The 16,616-nt window shown below is 38.8% G+C and carries 12 protein-coding genes; 9 read left to right on the forward strand and 3 right to left on the reverse strand.

Translation table 11 applies throughout. From position 1 onward, the window contains the following. Positions 1–6 precede the first annotated feature (6 nt). Positions 7–1,404 carry a SusD/RagB family nutrient-binding outer membrane lipoprotein gene (locus tag BCL90_RS06485; RefSeq protein WP_121283179.1) on the forward strand — a complete coding sequence of 466 codons (1,398 nt, stop codon included), beginning with the start codon at positions 7–9 and terminating at the stop codon, positions 1,402–1,404. 122 nt (positions 1,405–1,526) lie between these two features. Here BCL90_RS06485 and BCL90_RS06490 read toward each other — a convergent pair whose 3' ends face one another. Together BCL90_RS06490 and BCL90_RS06495 are read right to left on the reverse strand one after the other, a co-directional pair. After that, positions 1,527–3,056, reverse strand: a complete 1,530-nt coding sequence (locus BCL90_RS06490; protein WP_121283180.1) for an OmpP1/FadL family transporter — start codon at positions 3,054–3,056, stop codon at positions 1,527–1,529. Positions 3,057–3,077: 21 nt separating this feature from the next. Next, positions 3,078–4,088: a hypothetical protein gene (locus BCL90_RS06495; RefSeq protein ID WP_134380595.1), complete on the reverse strand. Its 1,011-nt coding sequence runs from the start codon at positions 4,086–4,088 to the stop codon at positions 3,078–3,080. A 198-nt stretch (positions 4,089–4,286) separates the two neighbouring features. Between BCL90_RS06495 and proS the strand changes: the two genes are divergently transcribed. The 5 genes from proS (at position 4,287) to BCL90_RS06520 (ending at position 9,993) form a co-directional block, all read left to right on the forward strand. Beyond that, a complete protein-coding gene (gene proS / locus BCL90_RS06500) occupies positions 4,287–5,759 on the forward strand; it encodes a proline--tRNA ligase (RefSeq protein WP_121283182.1) in 1,473 nt (490 codons plus the stop codon). Positions 5,760–5,869: 110 nt separating this feature from the next. After that, positions 5,870–7,009 (forward strand): cystathionine gamma-synthase, encoded by a 1,140-nt coding sequence (locus BCL90_RS06505; protein ID WP_121283467.1) that lies wholly within the window; start codon positions 5,870–5,872, stop codon positions 7,007–7,009. A gap of 218 nt (positions 7,010–7,227) precedes the next feature. Further along, entirely contained in the window at positions 7,228–8,079 is an 852-nt protein-coding gene (locus BCL90_RS06510) for a TIGR02757 family protein (protein ID WP_121283183.1), read from the forward strand. A 115-nt stretch (positions 8,080–8,194) separates the two neighbouring features. Then, positions 8,195–8,809 carry a Crp/Fnr family transcriptional regulator gene (locus BCL90_RS06515; protein ID WP_121283184.1) on the forward strand — a complete coding sequence of 205 codons (615 nt, stop codon included), beginning with the start codon at positions 8,195–8,197 and terminating at the stop codon, positions 8,807–8,809. 536 nt (positions 8,810–9,345) lie between these two features. Beyond that, positions 9,346–9,993, forward strand: a complete 648-nt coding sequence (locus BCL90_RS06520) for a response regulator (protein ID WP_121283185.1) — start codon at positions 9,346–9,348, stop codon at positions 9,991–9,993. 25 nt (positions 9,994–10,018) lie between these two features. Here BCL90_RS06520 and BCL90_RS06525 read toward each other — a convergent pair whose 3' ends face one another. Further along, positions 10,019–10,204 carry a hypothetical protein gene (locus BCL90_RS06525; protein ID WP_121283186.1) on the reverse strand — a complete coding sequence of 62 codons (186 nt, stop codon included), beginning with the start codon at positions 10,202–10,204 and terminating at the stop codon, positions 10,019–10,021. Between the two features lie 477 nt (positions 10,205–10,681). On the opposite strand from BCL90_RS06525, the gene dinB reads away from it, so the two are divergent. The 3 genes from dinB (at position 10,682) to BCL90_RS06545 (ending at position 16,616) form a co-directional block, all read left to right on the forward strand. Then, positions 10,682–11,992, forward strand: coding sequence for a DNA polymerase IV (dinB, locus tag BCL90_RS06535; RefSeq protein ID WP_121283188.1), 1,311 nt, complete (start codon positions 10,682–10,684; stop codon positions 11,990–11,992). 2 nt (positions 11,993–11,994) lie between these two features. Then, positions 11,995–15,006 carry a DNA polymerase III subunit alpha gene (locus BCL90_RS06540; RefSeq protein WP_121283189.1) on the forward strand — a complete coding sequence of 1,004 codons (3,012 nt, stop codon included), beginning with the start codon at positions 11,995–11,997 and terminating at the stop codon, positions 15,004–15,006. 503 nt (positions 15,007–15,509) lie between these two features. Then, on the forward strand, positions 15,510–16,616 hold the full coding sequence (locus tag BCL90_RS06545; RefSeq protein ID WP_121283190.1) for a Fic family protein: 1,107 nt from the start codon (positions 15,510–15,512) through the stop codon (positions 16,614–16,616).

A 16,616-nucleotide genomic window follows, 5' to 3' on the forward strand; every position in this document is an offset into this window, starting at 1 on the left:
ATCAACATGAAAAAGATATATTTCATTTTAAGTTTTGCATTTATGATGGCTTTTGCCGGGTGCAAAAAATATATAGATGTTAACTATGACCCCAACAGACCGATAGATGTTAAAGAATCGCTCATGTTACCGCCTATTCAGATTCTGATCTCCCAGAACATCAATGCATCAGGCGATGGAAATTTAAGTGTAGTGCTACAGCAATACCTTCAGGTAATGGCACTAAACCAGGTGGCACCAAACTTCGGTACTTATCAGATGTATAATATTGATATGAACGGTGACTGGAACAATGTATATGCGCGTACGCTGAAAAACCTAAGCCTCTTAAATGTAAAAGCAGCTGCAAACGGCAATTATAATTATACTGCGATTTCTAAAATACTCACTGCGTATACTTTGGGCTACGCAACCGATGTATGGGGAGATATCCCCTACAGTCAGGCTTTCAAGGGAATCGATGTTGCCAATCCTACTTACGATACCCAGCAACAAATATACACCGAGATACAGCGATTGTTAGATGATGGGATTGCAGATATCGGTCGCAATGCTGGTTTGGCTGCTGGCAGTGACGATCTGATGTACGCTGGCGATATGGCAAAGTGGAGAAAATTGGCTTATACTTTAAAAGCACGTTATTACATGCACCTGAGTAAAGCACCAGGAAATACAGCTTCTGCGCAAGCACAGCTGGCTTTGACTGCATTAACTAATGGTATGCAAAGCAATGATGATGATGCTAAAATTGCTTTCAGTGGTGCAGCAGGGGCAGAAAATCCATGGCAGCAGAATTTTCTGCCAGGCACTACATTTGTGCTGGCCAACACCTTTGTTGATGATTTTACTACCAGAAACGATCCAAGATTAAGTAAAATGGTTAAACCCGCCAAACAAACCGGTTTATATACGGGTCGGCAGATTGGTTTAGAAGAAATTGGAAATCTGGAAGCTTACTCAATCCCTGCCGATTTTTACGCAGGGGCCAACGCCAATAATTACCTGGTAAATTACACCGAGGCATTATTCATAAAAGCCGAAGCCACGCTCGTGGTATCGGGTTTTGCAGCTGCACAACCTTTTTATCAGGATGGTATCAAACAGCACATGACTAAGGTAGGGGTGAGCACAACCGATATGGATACCTACATTGCTTCGCGGGGGACACTCAGTAGTACAAATGCGCTTCGTTTAATTATGGAAGAAAAGTCGGTTGCCAACTTTCTTAATGCTGAAAATTATACAGATTGGCGTCGTACTGGCTTCCCGGTTTTAACCAAAGTTAAAAATGCACTCTCTGAAATTCCGAGAAGGGTACTTTATCCAAATACCGAAATTACAGCAAACCCACAACCGCAACAAAAGGCTAAAATTACCGACAGGTTATGGTGGGATGTTAATTAAATAGACATTAGTTAGTTAATAATGTTGAGGATACCCGATTGGGTATCCTTTTTTGTTGTAACAAAAGCGCCAGTTCCCTTATCGAAAACTGGCGCTTATTAATTATTTAAGAAAAATTATTATTAAAATCTTACCCCAAAAGTTAAGAATACATTATTTCTATTGCTTTTAACATCTGCAACAGGTTCTGTATAATCATCTAATAAATATGGACTTGAACTGAAGTTTGTTTTGTAGTTCTGATACGCTAAATCAAAATAATAGTTATCAATACGGTATCCAATACCACCGGTGTAATACTGACCCTGGTAAAATTTATTATCTCCACCTTTAACGCCGTTTCCATTTACACCATAACCAGCACGTAAACTCAATTCATTGGTTACTTTTACTTCTGCACCAACTCTATAGTTAACAGCTTCTTTATATGAGGCTTTGATAAAAGCATTATTGTCGTTTATTGTTGATGGATCTGAGCCGTTAGAAGCTGAAAAACGCATTGAAGAATAATCCACATAATCGACATCAGCTGATATTAATGCAGTACCTGCTATTACATAGCTAATACCGGCCGAAGCTTTTAATGGCGTACGTAAGTTATAACTGAAAGTATAATATTTAGTCGGGTTATTTGAGTTAGAAGGTGCATTTGTTGCATTTCCAGCTAAATTTGCTTGTAAAGTCTCGCCTGTATTATCTTCAATGTTCATCCAGGTGGGGGTCTGGAAATTTATACCAATTCTTAATTCATTAACCGGTCTGAAAATCATACCTAGTTTCAGGTTAAATCCACCACCTTTGGTTTCTTGATTTCTGAAATGCGTTAAGTTGTAATTTTCATTTCCGGTATATGCAGGGATTGATAAGCCATCATCAAAAGTGTTCACTATCCCCGCTTCGGTAAAAGTCGCATCGCTAATGTATTTCACATTTACAAAACTAGCGGTTGCGCCGATATATACTTTGTTGCCAAAGTTGAGGGCACCTGCCACATTAAATTCTGATGTTGAACCTAATCTGGATTCATCCCAATTTTGTTTAAAACTCGCATTGTTATAAGGTTCTGCTGAATATCCATTTGGAAAATTGGGTGCATTTTTATTAATTAAATAGCTATTATACGCATCTCCAGCTATTGAATTATCAATTCCACCACCATTGGCCTGATCTACGTAAGAATCCCTGATCGAGCTGTTTGTGTTGGTGCCGTTGTAACTGATGTTATTTAAAAAATCGTTATTCCGGGTATAGCTTAAACCAAATACCGTACTTACTAAACCTTTATCTACATCAGACCCTTTCATTTTGGCAGCAGGACTGTAAAATACTACGCCAATATTGTTCAGGTTAATCTGACTTTTATTAGCTTTCATATTATTCCCTAAATATCCACTATTGTTAGATACTGAATTGAATTCCGGAGTAATGCTAAATTCTGATTTGGTAAATAAACCTAAACCAGCGGGGTTGGCATTAATTGAACCAATATCGCCTCCAACACCAATTTGCGCTCCGCCCATTCCTTTAAACCTTGCCGAGCTTCCATAATTGGTTTGCGAAAAACGGAACGCATCGGGTGCATAACTTTGGGCGTATGTTGTTCCCATAGCAGCTACTGTAGCTACTAGAGAAGCCAGGATGATTTTTTTCATTTGTGTGTTTAGAATTTATAATTAACCTCTTCCAGCTCTTGATGGTCTTGAGCCACCGCCGCCTCCGCCGCCATTAGAACCACCGCCCCCGCCGCCATTTGATGGTGGAGGTGAATAACTTGGTCTGCTCTCGGTTCTTGCAGGGGGATTATAGCTCTCGTTTCTGGTAGGTCTGCTGCTTTGTGTACCTTGAGGTGCATAACCATTATTCCTGGTAGGTCTGCCACTTTGATTGCCTTGGTTTTGAGTATACCCACCTTGGTTTCTTGTTGGTCTGCCTGCATTATTGTTTGGTGCATAAGATACGCCGTTTGGATTGCTTACGCCAGATCTACTTGGTCTGCCTGCGTTTCCTGCGTTACCATTTCCATATCTTGGTACGCCTCTGTCATTACTTCCAGGTCTAGCTCTGTAATTACCTCTATTGGTATACACACCACCACCATAGTATCCGCCGCCGATACCCCAGCCTCCGCCGTAATATCCGCCGCCCCAACCGTAACGGTCATAGTAAGAATTTGGTCCCCAGGAGTTCCAGCCATAAGGATTGTTCCATCCGAAGCCATAATTGCCGTAATAGAATGGATTATTCCAGATGCTGCCGTAGCCCCATCCACCTCCAAAGCCGCCACCCCAGCCACCTAAGCCGTAACCGTTACCCCAACCCAATCCAAAACCTAAATAGTTAGATGGTCCGTAACTGTTGCCGTAATAATAGTTATCAAAATAGGGGTCGTAATAGCCCTGGAAACTGTATCCATTATAAAAACGGTTTATCCTTGAAGAATAATCCATGTCGTAATATGGATTACTTGTTCCATAATATTCATCATATTCTTCCTGTCCCTGGGCCTGATATTGCTGGCCTTGCCGGTTCTGAGGTTGAGGTGCCATTTCCACCTCCCTGGCTTTCGCCACAGTATTATAAACATCATCAGCAGGCTTGGTTTGAGCCAGTTTTGATGTAGAGCATGAGGCCACCAACCCTGCGGTGGCAATCATGACAATTGGTAAAAATTTAATTGGTTTCATTGTGTTTATATTTAGTTGTGTGTGTTCACGAATGTAATAAACAAGTTCCAAAAGTAGTTAATTCCTAACTATTTACTTATTCTAAAAATGTTAAATCACAATTGATATTAATTGTTGATCGTTTGTAGGCATAAATTTATAAATTTGCTATCGAATTTTACACTTTTTAACTTACAAATTACGTTCCAAATACATAAGATGAGCAAAGAAATTACAAGTAGAGAAGCCGATTATTCCCAGTGGTATAATGATATCGTACTAAAAGCAGATTTAGCAGAGCACTCTGCTGTGCGTGGATGTATGGTTATTAAGCCAAATGGCTATGCTATATGGGAAAAAATGCAGGCAATACTGGATAAAATGTTTAAGGATACCGGACACCAAAATGCCTATTTTCCATTATTCATCCCAAAGTCATTTTTCTCTAAGGAAGCCTCTCATGTTGAGGGCTTTGCGACAGAATGTGCAGTTGTAACACATTACCGGTTAAAAAATGACGGTAATGGAAATATTGTCGTAGATGAAACAGCTAAATTAGAGGAGGAATTAATTGTTCGCCCTACATCTGAAACCATCATTTGGAATACTTATAAAGGCTGGATCCAGTCATACCGTGATTTACCCATACTGATCAATCAATGGGCGAATGTAGTAAGATGGGAAATGCGTACCAGATTGTTTCTGCGTACTGCCGAATTTTTGTGGCAAGAAGGGCATACAGCACATGCTACAGCTGAGGAGGCAATTGAGGAAACAGAACGTATGCTCCATATCTATGCCGATTTTGCCGAAAATTGGTTAGCCGTTCCGGTAATCAGAGGTCGTAAATCGCCAAATGAACGCTTTGCGGGTGCTTTAGATACTTATTGTATTGAAGCCTTAATGCAGGATGGCAAAGCTTTACAGGCTGGTACATCTCACTTTTTAGGTCAGAATTTTGCCAAAGCTTTTGATGTTAAGTTTACGGGTAAAGATGGGAAATTAGATCATGTTTGGGCTACTTCATGGGGTGTTTCTACCCGTTTAATGGGTGCATTAATTATGGCCCATAGCGATGATTCCGGATTGATTATTCCACCAAAACTGGCACCAATTCAGGTGGTTATTGTTCCGATTTATAAAGGTGATGAGGATCTGGCCAGAATTTCTTCGTATGTAAATGAATTAACCATGCGTTTAAAAGGATTAGGCGTTTCGGTGAAATATGATGACAGGGATACACAACGCCCGGGATTTAAATTTGCTGACTATGAACTAAAAGGTGTGCCGATCCGTATTGCAATCGGTGGCCGTGATCTGGAGAATAAAACGGTAGAAGTTGCCCGCAGGGATACCAAATTAAAGCAGACTATACCTCAGGAAGGATTGGATATTTACATCGTAAAATTGTTGGAAGATATTCAGCAGAGTATGTTCAACAAGGCATTAGCTTATCGTGATGAACATATTACTGAAGCTAACAGTTACGAAGAGTTTCAGGAATTGTTAGATACCAAAGCTGGTTTTATTTCAGCACATTGGGACGGAACGCCAGAAACGGAACAAAAAATAAAAGAAGAAACGAAAGCAACAATTCGTTGTATTCCTTTAGATAATAAACTGGAAGATGGAGTTTGCATTTATTCAGGCAAACCATCTATTCAGAGAGTGTTATTTGCAAGAGCTTATTAGGTAGATGTGAGAGGGGAGATATGAGATTTGAGAGAAAAATAAATCTCATGTCTAATATCTCATATATCCTGTCTCATATCTCATATCTGGTTTCTCAAATCTTAAAAAAAATGAAATTCGCAACTAAAGCCATCCATGCAGGCCAGGAGCCTGATCCAACAACAGGTGCTGTAATGACACCGATATATCAAACCTCTACCTATTGGCAAAAATCTCCAGGAGATAACAAAGGGTATGAGTATTCGAGAGGCACCAATCCAACGCGTAAAGCTTTGGAAGATTGTTTAGCTGCTTTGGAAAATGCTAAATACGGTTTGGCATTTTCGAGTGGAATGGGCGCTACAGATGCTGTACTAAAATTATTGCAGCCAGGCGATGAAGTAATTACCGGAAATGACCTTTATGGCGGTTCTTATCGTATTTTTACTAAAATCTATACCAAATACGGAATCAAATTTCATTTTCTGGATCTTTCTAAGCCAGAGAATATGCTGCCGTACATTAACGATAAAACGAAACTGGTATGGATTGAAACGCCAACCAACCCAACGATGCAGATTATCGATATTGAAGGGGTAGCAAAAATTACCAAAGAGAAAAATTTAATCCTGACGGTTGACAATACCTTTGCGTCGCCATACCTGCAAAACCCTATCGATTTAGGCGCTGATATTGTGATGCACTCGGTAACCAAATATATTGGCGGTCACTCTGATGTGGTAATGGGCGCTTTGGTAACCAATGATGAGCAATTGTATAAAGACCTTTGGTTTATTTACAATGCTTGCGGTGCAACGCCAGGTCCGCAAGATGCTTTTTTGGTTTTAAGAGGGATTAAAACACTTCATTTAAGGATGAAAGCACACTGCGAAAACGGCGAACGTATTGCGCACTATTTAAAAACACATCCAAAAGTTGATAAAATCTATTGGCCGGGTTTCGAAGATCATCCTAACCATGATGTAGCTAAAAAACAGATGCGTGGCTTTGGAGGTATGATTTCGATTACCTTAAAAGGAGCTGATCTGGAAGAAACATTCAGGATCTCCTCTAATTTTAAGGTGTTTACGCTTGCCGAATCTTTAGGTGGGGTAGAATCACTGATCAATCACCCGGCTACCATGACACATGGATCTATTCCGAAAGAGGAAAGAGAAAAAGTTGGTGTTACCGATAACTTACTTCGTTTAAGTGTTGGGGTAGAAGATATTGATGATCTTTTAGAAGACCTGGAAAGGGCATTGGCATAAAATTTCAACCGGGCATTATGGTCTGCATTTGCCCGGTTTTTAATCTTTTTGTAAAGCCAGCTCTGTTCTATAATTTAATGTTTGTCCCGGCTTTACACTACATCTTTTTTGTTGAAGTGCCTGCTTCATTAAAATCTGCAAAACAAAAAAGGATACCGTTTCAATCCGGTTTAAGTGGCCAGTGTTGTGCTGCTATTTTTGTTTAAATAATTACTGATATGCAATTTCTGGAGCTGAAGAATTTTCTTGATAGCAAAGTTGAACAATATAACCAGCCTAATTTTATAGCAAACGATCCGGTTTGTATTCCACATCTTTTTGAGAAAAAGCAGGACATTGAAATTTCGGGTTTTTTTGCTGCGGTTTTGGCCTGGGGGCAACGGAAAACGATTATCAATAAATGCCGGGAGTTGCTTAACCGGATGGATAATGCACCGCACGATTTTGTGCTAAACCATAGTGATGATGATTTAAAACGTTTGCTGAATTTTAAACACCGCACCTTTAACGATACGGATCTGCTCTATTTTATTTCGTTTTTTAAGCAGCATTATAAAAATTTCGAAAGTCTGGAACAGGCTTTTATTCCTCAACAGGATATTTATAGAACTGAATACCTGGATATTTCTTCGACAGAGCGAAATATAGAGGTTTCTTCTGAAGTTTGTTATACCGCCGATCTTCATTTTTCAATAGAACAGGCATTGAACCATTTCAGGTCCTATTTTTTCTCGTTGGAAGATTTTCCGCACCGTACCAGGAAACATATCTCTTCACCGCAACAAAAATCGACCTGCAAACGCTTAAATATGTTTTTAAGGTGGATGGTAAGAACTGATAATAAAGGCGTTGATTTTGGGATCTGGAATACGCTAAAGTCTAAAGATCTGATTTGCCCATGTGACGTGCACGTAGACAGGGTTGGGCGCTTGCTCGGGCTCATTAACCGGAAGCAGACAGATTGGTTAACCGCCGTAGAACTAACTACTCATTTAAGAGCGTTTGATCCTTTAGATCCGGTTAAATATGACTTTGCTTTATTTGGTCTAGGTGTTGAAAAGGAGTTTTAAGGTGTTTTTAAATTATTAATAAATAAAAACTTCTTTTTTAAAATCAATGTTCTTATTATTACGTAATAATTCTCTTATTTAAAAGCGAGGATCGTCTATCCAAGCAGTAATTTCTATGATCGCAGTTAACTTGTCTGATGAGGAGAGGTGGAAGAAATACAATAATATTTCGCCTTTAATTGATGTTTTTAAAAAGTTTCATCCACTAAATGATGAAATAGAAAGAGGCATTAACCAGCATACATTTCCCATTAGTTATAAGAAGAATAAATACCTGGTTTCGCCAGTTGACCGTAATAAATTTTTGTTTTTGATTGTAAAAGGGGTGGTAAGGGGATTTATAAAAGATGGAAGCACGGAAATTACCACCTGGATTTCAAAAGAAAATGAAGTGGTAGGAACGATACGTAATTTATGGGGGGAAGGCGATTCGGAAGAGTATTTGCAGGCATTGGAAGATGTAGATTTAATTGCCATTCCGCATGTATTATCAGATTACCTGTTTGAAAACTTTACTGAAGCCAACATTGTAGGCAGAAAAATGATGGAGTTGTATTACCGTTCTGCAGAGGAGCGTGCTTATCTTTGTAGAATTTCTTCTGCCGAAAAAAGATATAAACGATTCCTGGTTTCTTTCCCTGGCCTGATAGACCGCGTTTCTTTAAAATACATTGCATCTTTTCTGGCCGTCAGGCTGGAAACACTCAGTCGTATCCGGGCTAAGATCTAATCATTCTTTTACAATTTTCTAACCCATCACCATTCTTTTTTGCCTCTGAAGTTTGGTACTTAAAATTATTCTGTGTTGCTGATCATATAGCTTCAGTGGGTGTTGCTCAAGTAGATGTATTAGCAATGGTAACAGTTGCGTAATTGATTAGGCTTTTGAGGAACTGTTATTGCTATTGCCTTATTTAATTGCCGCAATATCTTAGTATTGATTACAGGTTTAGGAGCTTTGGTGTTAACTTATAGTATTACAACATTTGGCAGTAATACTATTTTGACCATTAACAGCTGCGGTTACACTTACGATTTCTCAGTTGGCTATTAATAGGTTATAGCAGTAGAATGCATGATATTTCCTAATCATATTCGTCCTTTAAGTCTAACATTATATGGGCAACTCTTATGTTTTATTAACAAAATTATTGAATTGTGTATAATAATATTTACATTTTTTACCGAAAAATTAGCTACAATTGCGTAAAAAAAATAACTTTTTACTAACTTGCGCAATATCCTTAATTATTATCCTTAATTATAATGAAAACAAAAAATGCTGTAAGTACTTTCACCGTACTCATCGCTGATGATCATGAAATCATCCGACGTGGATTAAAAGGTTTAATATCAGACTTTTGGTCTGGTGTTGAAATCATTCATGCGTCTACTTTAGAGCAGGCGCTTGTGGAAGTAGAAAAATCACCAAGTTTAATCATCATTGATGTAAACTTGCCTGGAGGTAACAACCTTAAGGTAATCGATCAAATTAAGTTGGTTCAGCCTAATGCTAAAATCCTAGTATTTTCTTCTTTAAATGAAAATATTTATGCAGTTCCTTATTTAAAATCAGGGGCTTCTGGTTACCTGACCAAAAATGCTGAAGAATCAGAGATTGTGACTGCAATTACTACAATTTTAGCTGGCAGCCGCTACTCAAGCCGAAATGTTAAAGAGAATATGTTCAATAGCATATTAGGTAACGATGCCGATAATCCTTTCACTAAACTTTCGGGCAGAGAACTTGAAGTGGCAGAACTTTTAACAAAAGGTATTGGTGTATTGGAAATTTCTAACCAGTTAAAGCTTCAAATGGGTACAGTAAGTACGTATAAATTGAGGCTTTTTCAAAAACTGAAAATAAAAAGCATTATAGAACTAGCTGAAAAGATGAGTATTTACGAAAGATAAAAGAGTATTATACTCTTTTATCTTTCTAAGCTTTTTTACTTTTATCTACAGTACCAGGCCCACTCTCTCCTGATTCATTAGGTGTAGAGCCAGCCTGACCAAATTTTTCTGAAGAACCCTGTCCGTTTTGATCGAAGGAGGCCTTTTCTTTTGAGCTTCCTTCATTTTTATGATTTTTTTTTGCCGTGTTTTTATTGTCTTTAGTTTCCATAGGATAAATGTTTATTACTAGTTTAACATTTTAAAACAGACAAAGTTTTTATTAACGCTCTGAGTTGATTGTATTCCCACGTTCCACTGTATTATTTTAGTGCTTCTTATATGTTCGTGAGTCTGGGTACTTATTAACCAGCGATCGTGATGGTTTTCTCGCGAATATCAAACATTTTAGTAGTCTTATAACATTTCTAGCTCGCTGTAGTATTAAACTAAAAGCTAAAATTGTAGTATTTGTCAAGAATTAATCTATTTCCGTGGTTCGTGTCCGCACGCACCAACGCGTTGGTTTCTCCCATAAACGTCAATCGTTTTTTTAGTCTGAACCCATGCTCCTGCCTAATCATGATGTAAATTAACAACAAAAAAACTAAAATTGTTAGTATTTTGTTAAGAATTAATCTACTGTAAATCTTTATTAAGCTAAAATTATTAGTAATTTTGATTTCAATCATCCCCTTATAATACGAGAATGGATAAAGAAAGGCAGATTATTCATATGGATCAGGATGCATTTTTTGTATCGGTAGAAATCAGAAAAAATCCCAAATTGTTGGGTAAACCCGTAATTATCGGTGGTGGCGGCGATAGGGGAGTGGTAGCTTCGTGCAGTTACGAGGCACGCCAGTACGGCATACATTCTGCGATGCCCGGCAGGACGGCAAAATTGCTGTGTCCCCAGGCTATATTTTTAAAAGGCGATATGGAGGAATATTCTAGGGCATCGCACGAGATTACCGAGATTATTGCCGATAAAGTTCCTCTTTTCGAAAAAGCCAGTATTGATGAACATTATATCGATATGACGGGTATGGATCGCTTTTTTGGCTGTATGAAATTCGCGTCAGAACTCAGGCAAACCCTTATTAGAGAGATGAAATTGCCCATTTCCTTTGGTTTGTCGATCAATAAAACCGTAGCCAAAATAGCCACCAACGAATCTAAACCCGGTGGCGAACGGCAGGTCACTTTTCCTGAATTGCGGCCCTTTCTCGATCCCCTGGCTATTCACAAAATTCCGGGTATTGGTCATGCTACCTATAAAAAATTAAGCGAAATGGGTGTTCGCGAAATCCTTACACTTACGCAGATTCCACAACAGCTCATGTTTAAAATTTTAGGGCAACATGGTTTAAGTTTGTGGCAAAAAGCAAATGGGATCGATCTTTCGCCCGTGGTGCCTTACCGCGAAAGAAAATCAATCGGTACACAGGCCACGTTCGAAAGCGATACCATGGATATGGCTAAATTGAAAGCCATTATAACCGGAATGGTTAGCGGACTAACCTTTCAACTGCGTAATCAGAAAAAACTAACCGCCTGCATTACGGTAACTGTGCGTTACACCAATTTCGAAACCGTTACCCAGCAGGAGCGAATTCCTTATACCTCGCTTGATTCATTTCTGATCAGCAAAGCACATAGCCTGTTCGAAAAGGTATATTCAAAACGGATGCTGCTGCGCTTGGTGGGTGTAAAACTTTCGCACCTGGTGAGTGGTTACGAACAGATTGGTTTATATGATATCGCCGAAGAAGAATATAGTCTTTGCCAGGCCATGGATAAGGTGCGTAACAGCTATGGTGCCGAAGCCGTAGTAAAAGCCTCTATTGTTACCCAACCACCCCGCGATGAAAAAGGAAAAATAATTAAGTACAATCCCCGTAAAAAGAAAATTTTAATCGAAAACCAAACAGAAGAAGAGCCGGAAGTAAGGAAACGTTCAAAAATCAGAAGTTTTATGAGCGAAAAAGGAATAACGGGTACTAAATCTTACGAGTAGTTATGTTTTTGAATGTTCATTCTTCTTACAGCCTGAAATATGGTACGCAGAGCATTGATCAACTGATTGCTGCTGCACGGCGTTTAGGGATCCATCAAATGGTTCTTACCGATATCAACAACTCAACGGGTGCAGTAGAGTTTATTCGCGAGTGTTATAAGCAAGGCATTGCCAAAGAAGCCGACGAAATACACAGGGGCAATATTCCTTATCAGATTAAACCTGTTGCAGGAATCGAATTTCGAATCGATAACAAGCTGTTATATGTAGGCATTGCCAAAAACAGAGAAGGCATGCGCGAGCTGAATGAATTTTTAAGTCACCACAACATCTACAACCTTCCATTGCCAGAGGTTCCGCCCCAAATGGAAAATGTGTACATTATTTATCCTTTTCATAAAACTTTTAATCAAACGTTAAAAGCAAACGAATATATAGGTGTGCGTGGAAAACAGCTGAATCTTTTATATAAACATCCCCTTTTGGGTCAGAAAGAAAAACTGCTGGTGTGGCATCCCGTTACGGTAGGCGACAAAATTACTTATCGGTTGCACGAATATTTAAGGGCTATAGAACTCAATACGCTTTTAAGTAAAGTAGCTGAAGAACAAAAATGTGATCCCGATGAATTTCTGATCCCTGAAGCCGAACTGACACAGCAGTTTGAACAATATCCTTTTATTGTTCAAAACACGCAAAAGCTGATCAATAGTTGCGATTTAAGTGTTTATTTTGAGGATGGTAATACACCTACCTCCAAAAACAAGTTTTTTTATACAGGAGATTTCGAAGGAGATAAAAAAATGCTTCGGGAGTTGGCCGAAGAAGGACTTAAATATCGTTATGGCGAAAATAATGAAGAAGCCCTTAAGCGTTTGGAAAAAGAACTGCGGATTATCGAACTTAAAAATTTCTGTGCCTATTTCCTCATTACCTATGATATCGTACATTATGCAATGTATGAGCGGGGTTTTTATCACGTAGGCCGTGGCTCGGGCGCCAACAGCATTGTAGCCTATTGCTTGCGCATTACAGACGTAGATCCGATTGATCTCGATCTGTATTTCGAACGGTTTTTACACGAAAAACGGACAAGCCCACCAGATTTTGATATCGATTTTTCATGGGATGAAAGAGAAGTGATACAGCGTTATATTTTTGAACGCTATCCTAAATGGCATGTTGCTTTTTTGGGTACCATGAGCACTTTCAAAGACAGGGCAATTATCAGGGAAATTGGTAAGGTGTTGGGTTTACCCAAAGGCGAAATAGACAGTTTTACCGATCCTACTAAAGAGCGGGAAAATTTGCTTAATGCTACTTATCAGAAGCTTTTGGCCGTGCACCGTTACATGAAAAGTATGCCCAATCAACGTTCTATCCATGCAGGAGGAATTTTGATTTCAGAAGAACCGATTACCTATTATACCGCATTGGATATGCCGCCAAAAGGTTTTCCAACAGTACAATGGGATATGTATGAGGCCGAAGCAATAGGTTACGAAAAATTCGATATTTTAAGTCAGCGGGGCATTGGACACATCCGCGAGGCCGTGCAATTGATCAAAAAGAATAAAGGAAGAGCTATTGATATCCATGATTTTCCAGCTTTTAAAAAAGATCAGAAACTAAACGATATCCTTAAAGAAGGGCAGCCCATAGGGTGCTTTTACATCGAATCGCCAGCCATGCGGCAATTGCTTAAAAAGCTGAAATGCGATAACTACCTTACCCTGGTGGCCGCCAGTTCCATCATCCGTCCAGGGGTGGCCAGTTCTGGCATGATGAAATCCTATATCGAGCGTTACCATGCGCCCGATAAAGTGGTGTACCTCTGCGAGGTGATGAAAGAGCGGCTTAGCGAAACTTATGGCGTAATGGTTTACCAGGAAGATGTAATTAAAGTTTGCCATTACTTTGCTGGTCTCGATTTGGCCGATGCCGATGTGTTGCGCAAGGCCATGAGTGGTAAATACCGCTCTAAACTGGCTTTTGATGAACTAGTGAACAAATTTAAGGTTTCGGCCCGGCGCCAGGGACATTCAGAAGAATTGGTTAACGAAGTATGGCGGCAGATTTCTTCTTTTGCCGGCTACAGTTTTTCAAAAGCGCATTCAGCTTCTTTTGCCGTTGAAAGTTACCAGAGCCTTTACCTTAAAACGTATTACCCTATGGAATTTATGGTCGCGGTACTCAATAACTATGGTGGTTTTTACAGTAGATGGGTTTACGTGCACGAACTGCAAAAAACAGGCGCCAGGGTGCATTTACCTTGTGTTAACCATAGCGATGAGGTGGTAACCATAACAGGCAAAGATGCCTACCTGGGTTTTATCGGCATTCAGGGATTGGAAGAAAAAAATATCAGGACCATCCCGCAAGAACGTAAAGCAAACGGCGAGTACCTTGATCTTGAAAATTTTGTGAAAAGAACCTGCATTTCCCTCGAACAGGCCATTATTTTAATCCGGTTAGGGGCATTGCGTTTTACCGGGAAAGACCGTAAAACTCTGCTTTGGGATGTACACAATTACCTTGGCTTTAAGCAGAAAAAGGTAAACCATGCGGAGCTTTTCAAGTTAAGTTACAAAACCTATCAACTTCCGGCATTAGCCGATTCCGAACTCGAAAATGCTTACACAGAACTAGAGTTATTGGGTTATCCACTCAATTATAAAATGTTCGATTTTCTAAAAACCCCTTATCGGGGCGATACCATGGCAGCCGATATGCACAAACATTTAGGTAAAACAGTAAGGATGGTAGGGAACTATGTTTGCGAAAAAACAGTACACACTATTAAAAACACCAAAATGTGGTTCGGTACTTTTTTAGATGCCAACGGCGATTTTTTTGATACTACCCATTTTCCCAATAACACGCCCATGTATCCTTTTAAAGGAAAGGGCTGTTACCTTATTTTAGGTAAAGTGGTAGAAGATTTTGGCTTCCAGAGCATTGAAGTATTAAAGTTTGCAAAGTTAGATATCCAGATGAACCCGATAGCGATTTAAACCGTTTCGTACTTATCAGAACTCCGCTTTAAAAAATGGGAATGATATACTGATTCAGTATATTATTCAGGATAATTATAGAGAAGCTCTTCTGCCGAAGTAATCCTTCGGCCGTTATAAATGTGCGCTTTAAAATTGCTTCCCCGAAAAGCAGGGATAGATTGTGCCGCGCAATTACGCTCACCCTATTAAGATTTGTCATTCTGAGCGTAGCGAAGAATCTTTCTTAATGAAATGAGCTTGCAGTTGGTCGTGTCATTTCGAGCGCAGCCGAGAAATCTGCTTCATCCCATTCTATTCGAGTCTGTCAATGGTGACAGACTCGAAGGATCTTTTCATAGCAAAACTTATATGTTCCTTAAATCCCTTAAATGGTCAAAACAATAAAAGTTCAATCGTTATAACTTTTCAAAATGCATTCTTAACATCATGAGCCGAATAATCTTTCTAATCGGCTCATGATTTGGCTTTTTTTTGAGCCGAATAAATTGTATATTCGGCTCATGCAATATAATTGGGAGCTACCGACATGGCCAAATTTTACCTTTTCAATCAAAGAAATTGAACAATACCTTTATGATTTTGCTCAAGAAACTGGTGAAGTTAATGCCTTATTAAAATCATTACCAGATGATGTCAGGCAGGAGACATTATTGGAAATGATATTGTCTGAAGCAATAAAGACTTCAGAAATTGAAGGAGAATTCCTAAGTAGAAAAGATGTAATGTCATCTATTAAAAATAACCTCGGACTTAATAAAACACCTGATGTTGTTAAGGATAAACGTGCTTCTGGGATTGCTGATTTAATGATTGATGTAAGAAACACATTTTGTGATTCCTTAAGTGAAAAAAAAATGTGGTATTGGCATAGTCTTTTATTTGCGGAAAGTAAGTATATAACTGTAGGTACCTGGCGTAAAAGCAACGATTCGATGCAAGTTATATCAGGAAGTTTAGGAAAAGAAAAAATCCATTTTGAAGCACCACCATCGCATCGTGTTGTAATTGAAATGAAAGCTTTTATTACTTGGTTTAATGAAACTAAGCCACAAGGACGTATAGAAATTAAAGATCCTATAATAAGATCAGCTATTGCACATTTATATTTTGAAACAGTTCATCCTTTTGAGGATGGCAATGGTCGTATTGGAAGAGCAATTGCTGAAAAAGCAATTGCCCAAACATTAGGAAGGCCAGTAATGCTTAGTTTATCTAAAATTATTGAAAGAGATAGATCTGCATATTACAAGGCTCTGAAAAAAGCTCAAAGAAGTAATGAAATTTCTGACTGGTTAAAATATTTTGTAAATATTGCCTTACAGGCACAAATAGATGCAAAGCAGATGATTGATTTCACACTTCGTAAAATCAAGGTTTTTGATTTATTTAGGGAGAAGTTAAATGATAGAAAGAAAAAAGTGCTGCAGAAAATGTATAGTTTTGGCGTAGATGGCTTTGAAGGTGGAATGACCGCTAAAAAATATATTTCCATTACTAAAACTTCGAAAGCTACTGCCACAAGAGATTTACAGGAATTAGAAAGTTTGGGTATTTTAATCGCTTTTGGCGGCGGTAGGAGTGTGCATTATAAAATTAAAGATTCGTAA

It is taken from the genome of Pedobacter alluvionis, from assembly GCF_003664035.1.
Lineage (GTDB): Bacteria > Bacteroidota > Bacteroidia > Sphingobacteriales > Sphingobacteriaceae > Pedobacter > Pedobacter alluvionis.